Genomic DNA, 11,439 nt, shown 5'->3' on the forward strand with positions numbered 1-11,439 from the left:
TGAGGAGAGAATGGTGGGATTTTTAGCCGGTAAAAAAGCACTAATTATTGGTCTGGCGAGCAATAGATCGATTGCTTATGGTATTGCCAAAGCACTTCATGAGCAAGGAGCCGAATTAGCATTTACTTATCAAAATGTACGGCTGCAAGAGCGCGTGGAAACAATGGCTGCAGAATTCAATTCCTCACTAACCTTTCCCTGCGATGTAGCCTATGATGAAGAAATCAAAGCTCTTTTTTCCAATCTCCGCAAGCATTGGGATCATTTGGATATCTTAATCCATTCCGTTGCTTATGCTCCGGCAGATCAAATCAGTGGAGACTTCGTAGAGTCCTGCACTCGTGAAGGTTTTAGAATTGCTCATGACATTAGCGCATACAGTCTGATAGGTCTTGCACAAGCTGCCTTACCTATGATGGAAGGCACTGCAGGATCCCTTTTAACTTTATCATATTATGGTGCAGAAAAAGCAGTACCTAACTATAATGTTATGGGTGTTGCCAAGGCAAGTCTAGAAGCCTCTGTACGTTATTTAGCATCAAGCCTTGGCTCTAAAGGCATCCGTATCAATGCTATATCTGCAGGCCCCATCAAAACACTTGCCGCCGCCGGAATTAAAGATTTTCGTAAAATTCAAAATGCCTATGCCAGTATAACTCCCCTCCACAGAAACGTTACCATTGAGGAAGTAGGTAATACTGCTGCATTCTTATGTTCTAATCTTGCATCAGGCATCACCGGTGAAGTAGTACATGTAGATGCAGGTTATCATGCTGTATCCACTATGGTTGAACTGAGTTAACAGTCTTGCATCTCCTCTCCCTGTAATGGGAGAGGCTGCTTATGTAACAATGCTAAGATACACTACAAACATATTTTCCTAGTCTAAATTTGTTTTTAGCTATTTCATATTTCTAAGCTATTCTTTAGATACATCTTCCAAACCAGTCACATCATGAATCGAATCAGCAAACCCATTTTATTTCTTGGGACTTTCATTATGATGAGCTCAATAGCAACAGGAGCTCCATTTTCTTTAGACAATTTAGTTAAAGTAACCCCGGAAAGTGATACTCAGTGTGTACAATACTACCTCTATAAAGGGGTTCTTTATTGTGATGCAACGAAAACTGATACGCAGACTGTAGATCCGAAAGTAAAAAACTCTGAAAAACTAAAAATTGTATTTGATGATCGTCCTTGGCTAATGGCTTGGGGAAATAAAAATACAATTGGAACAACAATTGAATACATTCCTGCGGGTGATGATATTAATCATTGGAATGAATTAGTTACAAGTCAGTTTTTCCCTGGCCTACAGAAAAAAATGACTTTGAAACAATTTGCAAATACCATGGTAGAAAATATAAAGTCTTTAGGATATGAACCTATCGTGAATTATCTTGAAGATACGCAAGACAGGGTGATCCTCGAAATAAGGATTGAAAAACCTCAAAACCAGGTTCAAGATGAATTGGAAATGTTCCTAAAAGATGAACAGGGAATTTATATTTTGCACTATGTGACTAAGAAAGCCGATATGGAAAAAGAAAATAGAGATAAATGGCTGCAAAACTTAAAAAATAGCGGGAAATTAAAAACAGGCCAAAATAAGAATAAACAATGATTAAGGTATTTTCGGGGATTCGGGAGCAGGATCATCAATTTCGAAAGCTGTATTGTTATCCCCTAAATTATTTTCTTGGTCTGAGATTTGTGCTGGCAGCCTTACAGGAGCACCAACTAAAGTGTTACGAAGAGATCGCATTTCATCCATAGTATTGTTTGGATCATGATTTATTCGCTCAATTTCATCCAATTCTTTTTGAGTATCTATAGGATCATATGATAATTCTTTATCGATATTTAGTTCTTCTTTTTCTGCCGTTGCTTTAATCTGCTCCCATTTTCTATTAGACTTTCCCATAATAACACTCTCGAAAAAATTTTACCTTAACAATATTATAGCTCATAATGCCTATGTCATGGTAGATTAAGAGAAATTGATTACTCAATTTCTCCTGTAGATTTATATACTGCATCCAGCCCTTTTAATGACTCCAGTAAAGGCTTCATTTTAGCTAAAGGCCAGCTGTTTGGACCATCACTCAAAGCATTATCCGGATCAGGGTGTGTTTCCATAAACAATCCTGAAATACCTGCAGCTACTGCAGCACGCGCAAGGACAGGAACGAATTCACGTTGTCCTCCTGATACACCGTTATTTCCTCCAGGCAATTGTACGGAATGCGTCGCGTCATAAACAACCGGACATCCAGTTTCACGCATAATAGCTAAAGAACGCATGTCTGAAACCAAATTGTTATACCCAAAACTGACACCTCGCTCACAAGCCATAATCTGCTCATTACCACATGCTTTTGCCTTGGCAATCACATGTTTCATTTCCCAAGGAGCGAGAAACTGCCCTTTTTTGATATTAACAGGCTTATTCATTGATGCAACTTTCTGAATAAAATTAGTCTGTCTGCATAAAAAAGCCGGAGTTTGCAAAACATCAACAACACTGGAAACCTCCAGCAAGGGAGTGTCTTCATGAACATCAGTTAAAACTGGCACACCCACCTGGTTTTTTACCTTTTCCAAAATGGACAATCCTTTTTCAAAACCAGGGCCTCTATAACTGGATATAGAAGAGCGGTTTGCTTTATCAAACGAGGATTTATAGATAAAAGGAATTTGCAATTGACTGCATATTTCTTTTAAATAACCAGCTGTTTCCAAGGCCAGTTCTTCACTTTCAATGACACACGGTCCCGCTATTAAAAATAAAGGTTTATCTAAACCTACTTCAAACCCGCATAAATTCATTCTTGATTCTTCCCTTGATGTTTCGTTCGAGCAGCAAGTACAAATTGTTTAAAAAGTGGGTGACTTGCTCTTGGAGTTGATGTAAATTCTGGATGAAATTGGCATGCCAAGAACCAGGGATGATCAGATAGTTCGACCATTTCAACTAAAGAATTATCTGCTGAACGTCCAGAGATAATTAATCCATGTTCAACCAGGCTTTCAACATATTTATTATTGACTTCATAGCGGTGCCGATGACGCTCAATAATTTGTGGCTTCTCGTAGACCTCCCTCGCTAACGTCCCTTCTTCCAATTGACACAATTGTGCTCCCAACCGCATTGTACCACCTAAATCACCATTTTCTTCGCGAAGCTGCTTGGAGCCATCAACATCCATCCACTCGCTAATTAATCCAAGTACAGGATATGGAGTATCTTTATTAAATTCAGTGGAGTTCGCCTCTTTTAAACCAACTACATTTCTGGCAAATTCAATAACAGCAGTTTGCATTCCCAAACAAATTCCCAAGAAAGGAACTTTATGTTCTCGGGCATATTGGATTGCTTTAATCTTGCCTTCAACACCACGCTCCCCAAAACCACCAGGGACAAGAATGGCATCGATACCTTCTAAAAGTGAAGCTCCATGTTTTTCAATTAATTCGGCATCCAAATAAACAATTTCAACTTTAGTTTGAGTATGAAGTCCGGCATGCAGCAAAGCCTCATTAATGGATTTATATGCATCATTCAATTCAATATACTTACCTACCATAGCAATTTTTACAGTCATGGTTTGAACAGCTCGCATTGCCACCACGCGATCCCATTCACTCAAATCGGCAGGTTTTACCTCAAGACCTAATTTCTTGACAACAATTTCATCAAGTCCGTGCTCATGTAAAACTCTTGGAATCTGATAAATACTCGGCGCATCTTCCAGTGGAATAACCCCTTCTTTCTCCACATTGGTAAACAATGCAATTTTAGCGCGATCAGACATAGGCAATGCTTTTTCCGAACGACAAATCAAAATATCAGGTTGGATACCTATGGAGCGTAATTCTTTCACAGAGTGCTGGGTTGGTTTTGTTTTTGTCTCACCTGAAGTAGCGATATAAGGGACTAAAGTCAGATGAATAAATAAGGTTCTTTGTGAACCTAATTCAATGCGCATTTGGCGAATTGCCTCAAGAAAAGGTAATGATTCGATATCCCCTACAGTTCCACCAATTTCAACCATTGCTACATCAAAACCATCGGCACCTAGTTTGATGCATCGCTTGATCTCATTGGTAATATGGGGAATTACCTGAACTGTGCCCCCTAAATAATCGCCTCTTCTTTCTTTTTTAATGACATTCTCATAAATTTTTCCTGAGGTAAAATTATTACGCTTTGTCATTGTTGTATTTACAAAACGCTCATAATGTCCCAAGTCCAGATCTGTTTCTGCGCCATCATTGGTCACAAAAACCTCACCATGCTGAAATGGGCTCATAGTTCCAGGATCAACGTTAATATAGGGATCAAGCTTAATCAATGTTACTTTAAGGCCACGCGCCTCAAGCACTGCAGCAAGCGAAGCAGCTGCAATACCCTTTCCTAAGGAAGATACCACACCACCTGTAATAAAAATAAAATTTGTCATAATTGACCTTGTATCCTGCTAATTAAGTACTGTTCATAGAAAAATAGAAAATCAGTTATATTGAAAGCCCTGGTGTAACGAGGCGAAGCCCAGGGAGCTCTATAAGCTGTGTTACGACTTCGCATAGTCCAGGCTACAATACTTGGGTTACAATAAATCAGGATTAGCCCTAATTTATCGCTAGTAAATGTCCTAATTTCTCTTTTTTAGTTTTTAAATATCTGTGACTTTCCTTAGTAGGCTCTATTTCTAAAGGCACTCTCTCCATAACCTTTATTCCATAACGATCCACAGCAGCAATTTTTGAAGGATTATTGGTTAATAACCTTATTGCATCAATACCAAAATATTTGAGTATTTGATAGGCAATAGCATAATTTCTACTGTCCACAGGAAGACCTAATTGATGATTGGCATCAACGGTATCCCAGCCCTGCTCCTGCAAAGCATATGCTTTTAGCTTATTCGCCAAGCCAATTCCTCGTCCTTCCTGGCGTAAATAAATTAAAACACCACCTTCAGCAGCAATCAATGCCAAAGATTTTTCCAATTGGTTGCCGCAATCGCATTTACAGGAACCCAAAATATCACCGGTAATACATTCTGAATGAATGCGCACTAAAGGCACGCGATTCGCAAAGATAGGCGGCTTTACCAAAGCAAAATGTTCTGCATTATCAAGTTCGTTCGCAAAAACGGTCATATTAAAATCACCTTTATTTTGCAAAGGAATTCGTGTTGAAGCAGCAGCGCTGACCAAAACCTCGTGGCGAATTCGGTATTCTATCAAATCTTTAATCGTTACCAGAGGAATATTATGTTTTTGGGAAAATGAAACCAATTCATCACGGCGACTCATGGTACCATCTTCATTAATAATTTCACAAATCACTGCAGCAGGGGCTAAACCAGCAAGCTTTGCCAAGTCAACACTACCCTCTGTTTGACCTTGTCGCTCTAAAACACCTTTTTTTCTAGCGCGTAAGGGAAAAATATGCCCCGGAGATATGATATCACTCGGTCCACTCTCAGGATTAATTGCGACTTTAATTGTTTGAGCCCTATCTTTAGCAGAAATCCCCGTTGAGACACCTTCCGCTGCTTCTATGGATACAGTAAATGCTGTACCATAAGGCGATTTATTATTTTGTGCCATCATTGGCAATTGTAATTTATCAATCAATTCATCAGCCATAGACAAGCAGATTAATCCACAACCATGACGAGACATAAAATTAATTGTTTCTGGCGTAGCATATTCTGCAGCCACAACCAGATCGCCCTCATTTTCCCTATCTTCATCATCCATTAAAATAACCATTTTACCGGCTTTAAGTGTTTCCACTGCGTGTTCTATTGTAGCTAATGAATACTTCATAACGCGACCTCATTTGATCCAGTGTTCATTTAATCCTCCTGCCAATCCAGACATGCTATCATATTGTCACCCATAGCATGCCAAGAAATAGTATGCGCTCGGTCAAATATCCCACTCTGCTGGTAGGCTGAAATTGCATCGTGCTCCAAAATACTTGGAACGATATATAAATAAGTTCGATGAACTAACTTTTCCTGGTGCAGCGCACTAAAAAGAGCGCCTCCCGCTTCAACCCAAACATCATGATATCCCAATTCTCCAAGATGGTAGATCACAGCACCTAAATCCATTGCTCCATTTTTCATAGGCATTAAATGCAAGGTACTGTTAGGATAAGAAGTTTCCTGCTCATTACAATGATATACATGACAATGAGCTGCTGTTGAAAAAATTATGGATTGTTGATTAAGACTCAACTGCCTATCAATAATTGCAACCGGCTTTCCCTGTTCTTTTAGGCCTAAACGCACATTCATCTTAGGGTTATCCAGTTGTATTGTTCTTGCCGTAGTAAGAATTATATCTGTTGCAGCGCGCATTTGATGCGTAAATTCCCCACATTGGGTATTTGACAAAATAACCCGCTCTCCTACTGCGCGGCCAATTTTACCATTCAATGTTTGTGCTATTTTCACCGTTACCCTTGGCATTTTTCTTAAAGTCCAGTAGGAGTAACTTTTATAAAATTCTGTAATTTCATCCACTGGGTAATGCGTTACCTTTATGCCATGGGCACGTAACTTATCTGAAGAATTATTTTTAGCTACGACTGGATTGGGATCTAAATAAGCAAAAACAACCTCTTCCACTCCATGATTAATAATTGCATCAACGCACGGGGGCGTTCTTCCCCAATGATTACAGGGCTCGAGAGAAATATATAGAGTAACCCCTGGCATTTTAGGAGGAATCTGTGTTAACAATAATTGTTCTGCATGCGGGGTTCCTGCACCACTATGGCATGCTTGTGCTATAATAGTTTCATTTTGCACAGCAACAGCGCCAACGCAGGGATTTGGGGCGCAATGGCCTTGTCCAAGTCGGGCCTGATCAAGTGCTGCGAGCAAAAACTTTTTGTGCATTGTTTTAGTACCTTTCTAAGATGCATGGTAATTGCTCATGTGCTAAATAGGCGTGCTCCTAAGGATAAACCTCGGGATTACGAGAGGGGATGAGCAGTTACAATGCGTGAATGATAACAAATTATTCAATTTTTGAGTAGCCTAATGATTAAATTGAAAATTAAGAAAAACATCTATTTGATACTGTTAGCAACTTTTCTTGCGCAGTCTTCTTTCTCTCAAGGGCTGTCCCCGTATTCAACAGGTGAGCTGGAGCAATTAGAAAAAGAATTCGTGCAGCAAATTAATCAGTCCGAAAGTGTCGAGCGAAACCCTTTGGCAAGCCAATACATTAATCGTATTGGGAAAAATCTTGCTCATGCGGGTCATATTAAAAAACCGGATTTCTTTATAGTAAAATCAAATGAAATCAATGCCTTTGCTGGTCCTGGTGGACATATAGGTATTAATTCACAACTTATTTTAATCACGACTAGTGAAAGTGAGCTTGCTGGAGTCATGGCCCATGAGATCGCGCATGTGCGTTTGCATCATCTCTACAGAATGATTGAGCATCAAAAACAAATGCGCATTCCCATGCTTGCTTCCATACTGGCATCTGCTGCTTTAGGTATAATCAATCCTACAGTTGGGATGGCGGGAATGATGGGTGCCATGACAGGATTTTCCCAGGATAACATCAATTTTACCCGCTCTAAAGAAAAAGAAGCGGATCGAATTGGAATCGATATGCTGATTAAAGCAGGATATAACCCCCACAGTATGGCCGCTTTTTTTAAAAAAATGCAGGAAAACTCTCGTTATTATTACACTGCAAATGTACCTGCCATTCTACGTACCCACCCTCTAGACGGAGATAGAATCGCTGAAGCAGAAAACAGAACCTCGCAATTTGCGCACAAAAATTATATGGACTCTCTCGAATATCCGTTAGTTAAAGAATTAATTCGCACTTCAGTCATTCGCGATCCTAAAATGTTACTTGATTATTATGCGCATCAATGTAACCAAAAAACTCCCGCATATGCTTGCCAATATGGTCATGCCCTAGCTTTAATCAACAATAATAGTTATGCAAAAGCAGCTGCAATTTTGACTCCTTTATTAGCACAAAATAATAATCTATACTTTCAAATTGCTATGGCACAAACTGAAACAGGATTGTCCCAACATAAAGCAGCACTCTCCCGATTGGAAGAAATACAAAAAAACTATCCAGACAACTATGCGGCTCTTATGGCATATGCCCAAGGTTTATTGGCCGCAAATCAACATGAAAAAGCGACAAGTATCCTGCTTAAGGGCAGCAGGAAATATAAACAGGATCTTGTTTTATGTCGTGAGTTAGCTCGAGCACAAGCGCAATCACATCAAAAAGGGTATGCTTATTTTACCCAGGCTCAGTGTTTACTTCTTGAAGGACAAAAAAGAGCAGCCGTAGCTCAACTTAAAGTGGCCCGTAGTCTTGCAAAAAAAGACCCTTATTTATTAGCAAGGATCTCTGCCAAAATTGATGAAATTGTGAATTAACATGATATTCGCGGCGTAACTCGATGCTTAATTGGTAGCCTGTTTGCATGGAAACAGGCTAATCAAATCAATGGGATACAATTACCAAAACCCATGCACTAGTGATTAATCTCGAAAATTCTCATACTGCAATGGCAACTTGATATCTGAGTTCTTTAAAAGCGCGATTGTTTCTTGCAAATCATCACGTTTTTTACCAGTAACCCGAATTTTATCTCCTTGAATAGAGGCTTGAACTTTGACTTTGGAATCTTTAATACATTTCACGATGTCTTTGGCTGTTGGCTGATCAATTCCTTGTTTAAACGTCATATTCAAGGAATAAAATTTTCCACTGTGCACTGGCTCGTCTTCTATATCCACTCCAGAAGCATCAAGGTTACGTTTACTGCAGTGATTACGGAATAAATCCTCTAATTGTCTGACCTGAAAGTCAGATTCGGTTCGTAATGTCACTGTCAGATCTTTAAGTTCTATGCTTGACTCTACTCCCCGAAAATCAAAGCGAGTACCCATCTCACGCAAAGCGTTATCCACAGCATTACGTAATTCAACCATATTTGTTTCAGAGACAATATCAAAAGAAGGCATAAGTTACTCGTTCAAGTTAAAAATGTAATTTAACAAAAAACAGAATGCTGCACCATATTTCTAAATGTCAATTTCTCCTAATGTTGCATATTTTCATAAAGAATGTTATCAAATTATTTGGTTCAAAAATATTCTATTTAGTTACCAACCGTACAATGGTTTTCTGGTTATTCTATCTCAAGGAGTGAGAAGTATGGCAAAGGAAAAAAGAGAGTACTACACATCATATCAACCGCAACAGCATCAATCTCGCTTTTGGGTCCATTCGGAATCCTGTTATACTGAGGAAGAATTAGAGCAAAGAACATGGATTCTTAAGACGCGCAGTAACTCAGGAATTCATCCTGATTATTTATCAAACCCCTGTTCCTGGTTTGCTGATGACTCCCAGGCTTTAATCAATGTTTATGAGCGTTCCTGGTTTTACTCTAATGCATTCAAGACTCGTCACGCTTTAACCAGAGATGACTTTCACGTCCAACCTATTGATAGCCAGCGCCTTCAATGGACCGCTTTATATGACTTAATGCAAAAAACTGGAGATTATTTACTATTAAGAAATCAGGCATTGCCCCAAACTCATTTAAATCAGCCCATGAATTTTTTCCTATTGGATCTGAATCATATTCTGAAAGGAATAAGTCAAAATCCAAATATCAAACAAACAAGAGATCAATTGGAACATGTCACCCGTTACGTACGGACTATTGAAAAAAACATTTCTCCGTTTGCAGGTTCAGATCGACTCTTTTTAGCTAATTTCCGCAGCACGATTGATGATAATATCCACCCGCAATTAACACAGAAGATTGAATCACAATTATTAAGAGATCGTCTTGGTGAATTATCAAAAAGTATTGAACAATTATCCACCGAGCGCAACAGAATATTACATTTTGCCCTGAATGCGAATCAGGTTAATCCCCACCCTTACACGTTCGCAATTGATAAACCTGCTGATTTAAAAGCCTACCCTACTCAAGCAGTAAAAGAATGTGGGAAAAGTTCGACTGCTGTCATAGAACGACCTATATCAGTTTTGCAGTTATCAGGCGAAGAGCTTAGAGATTGCTCCAATTTCCAGTTAATAAACATGCAAGAAAAAGTATTAGATCATTATGCCAAAGCCATAACCGATTTAAATGAGCTCGATCAGTTTCAAAAAGTCATTACTCAAACAATAGACTTATTAGGACAAGCAGGAGAAGTATATACAATTTTTCAATTTAAGGAGCAATTATCTTTGCTATTGAAACAAATTGAAAATTTTATTGATGAATCATCCATTCATATTGAAGAAATTATTCATGCCAACACGCTTGCTTATCATAAAGCGATTCATGAAGAACAAAACTTATCCTTTCTAAAAAAATGGTTAACATCTGAGCAAGAAAAATTAAACACATTTATAGGAAATCAAGACACTTTAGCCCAATTTCCATCAACCACAGCAGATCTTGCAAAAACCAATCAGGCACTAAAACAGCAAGTAAATTATGTTATTGGCCATTTAAATGGCCCTAAAGTAAAAAGTACCGACTTCGCCACACTAGCCGGACAAGCTCAAGAATTAAATGCATTGATGGATTCGATGCATCGCTGGATCACATTCCAACACAAAATCAAAGGCTTGGCGCCACCCAAAGAACCTGAAAAACTGGAATTATTATCACAACCAAGATCACAACAAAAATCCCACAGCCAACCAAAACTACGTCCATCCTTCTTTGAGGCGAACAGACAAATCTCCGGAACCAGTGATTGTTTACCCAACTTGACTTATGAACCGGCAGTATGCCCTGTACTTCCAGAACAACCACAAGCGCTAGCAATAACAAACTGCGGGGATCGGGATATGGATGTATGTCCAGCATCAGAACAAGAACCATCTTATGCCGGCGTTTATTTGGGCTTAATTGTTTTAATTCCTGTTGGATTAATAGCACTCTATCTACTGTATCAAGCACTCACTAATAAACCGACCTCCAAAGTGAAAGTTTTAGGAAATAAAGATGAATATGAAGGAATAAAAACGGAATTAGATGATTTTATTGTAACAATTCAAAGAGATTCATTCATGGATGATTCCGATATAAAAAGTCTATTCGAAGAGTACATTGAAAAATATGATGCATTAAACAAACTGGCTCAAAAAGAAATTTATGATATAGAAGAGTTAACAGAATTATATGAAGACATAAAATCCTTCTATGATGATTACTGTCCTAACCCACCACCATCAACTTCTCTTACTTGTTAGGTTCACTGCTCTAATCACATTAAAAAATTTACATTCCGCGTCGCCTTATGCGCGGAATAGAGCCGCGATCGTCAGCTGAGTAGCATGAGTAAAGTACGGAAACCAGGACAAAAAGATCTGTTGTATGGTTAA

Annotated in this window: 10 protein-coding genes; 4 read left to right on the forward strand and 6 right to left on the reverse strand. The window is 38.8% G+C overall.

Annotated features, from left to right (window positions below):
• Nucleotides 1–10: 10 nt before the first annotated feature.
• Together Lpar_RS15375 and Lpar_RS15380 are read left to right on the forward strand one after the other, a co-directional pair.
• Nucleotides 11–802 carry an enoyl-ACP reductase FabI gene (locus Lpar_RS15375; RefSeq protein WP_115341226.1) on the forward strand — a complete coding sequence of 264 codons (792 nt, stop codon included), beginning with the start codon at nt 11–13 and terminating at the stop codon, nt 800–802.
• A 198-nt stretch (nt 803–1,000) separates the two neighbouring features.
• Complete coding sequence (locus Lpar_RS15380) at nt 1,001–1,627, forward strand: hypothetical protein (protein WP_058518752.1); 627 nt, start codon at nt 1,001–1,003, stop codon at nt 1,625–1,627.
• Here Lpar_RS15380 and Lpar_RS15385 read toward each other — a convergent pair whose 3' ends face one another.
• The 5 genes from Lpar_RS15385 to ribD form a co-directional block, all read right to left on the reverse strand.
• Nucleotides 1,628–1,927, reverse strand: a complete 300-nt coding sequence (locus Lpar_RS15385) for a hypothetical protein (protein ID WP_058518753.1) — start codon at nt 1,925–1,927, stop codon at nt 1,628–1,630.
• Nucleotides 1,928–2,007: 80 nt separating this feature from the next.
• Nucleotides 2,008–2,832 (reverse strand): 3-deoxy-8-phosphooctulonate synthase, encoded by an 825-nt coding sequence (gene kdsA, locus Lpar_RS15390; protein ID WP_058518754.1) that lies wholly within the window; start codon nt 2,830–2,832, stop codon nt 2,008–2,010.
• Nucleotides 2,829–4,466: a CTP synthase gene (locus Lpar_RS15395; RefSeq protein WP_058518755.1), complete on the reverse strand. Its 1,638-nt coding sequence runs from the start codon at nt 4,464–4,466 to the stop codon at nt 2,829–2,831. The genes kdsA and Lpar_RS15395 overlap by 4 nt, the downstream gene beginning before the upstream one ends.
• 169 nt (nt 4,467–4,635) lie before the next feature.
• A complete protein-coding gene (locus Lpar_RS15400) occupies nt 4,636–5,844 on the reverse strand; it encodes a bifunctional 3,4-dihydroxy-2-butanone-4-phosphate synthase/GTP cyclohydrolase II (protein WP_058518756.1) in 1,209 nt (402 codons plus the stop codon).
• Nucleotides 5,845–5,873: 29 nt separating this feature from the next.
• The gene (gene ribD, locus Lpar_RS15405; protein ID WP_058518757.1) at nt 5,874–6,926 is read right to left on the reverse strand and encodes a bifunctional diaminohydroxyphosphoribosylaminopyrimidine deaminase/5-amino-6-(5-phosphoribosylamino)uracil reductase RibD; all 1,053 of its coding nucleotides are present in this window, start codon (nt 6,924–6,926) and stop codon (nt 5,874–5,876) included.
• A gap of 144 nt (nt 6,927–7,070) precedes the next feature.
• On the opposite strand from ribD, the gene Lpar_RS15410 reads away from it, so the two are divergent.
• Nucleotides 7,071–8,456 (forward strand): M48 family metalloprotease, encoded by a 1,386-nt coding sequence (locus Lpar_RS15410; protein ID WP_058518758.1) that lies wholly within the window; start codon nt 7,071–7,073, stop codon nt 8,454–8,456.
• Between the two features lie 105 nt (nt 8,457–8,561).
• Here the strand turns inward: Lpar_RS15410 and Lpar_RS15415 are convergent, their stop codons facing one another.
• The gene (locus Lpar_RS15415; protein ID WP_058518759.1) at nt 8,562–9,047 is read right to left on the reverse strand and encodes a YajQ family cyclic di-GMP-binding protein; all 486 of its coding nucleotides are present in this window, start codon (nt 9,045–9,047) and stop codon (nt 8,562–8,564) included.
• A gap of 193 nt (nt 9,048–9,240) precedes the next feature.
• Between Lpar_RS15415 and Lpar_RS15420 the strand changes: the two genes are divergently transcribed.
• Nucleotides 9,241–11,307, forward strand: a complete 2,067-nt coding sequence (locus Lpar_RS15420; RefSeq protein ID WP_058518760.1) for a hypothetical protein — start codon at nt 9,241–9,243, stop codon at nt 11,305–11,307.
• The last annotated feature ends 132 nt before the right edge of the window (nt 11,308–11,439 follow it).

This window comes from Legionella parisiensis, from assembly GCF_001467945.1.
Lineage (GTDB): Bacteria > Pseudomonadota > Gammaproteobacteria > Legionellales > Legionellaceae > Legionella > Legionella parisiensis.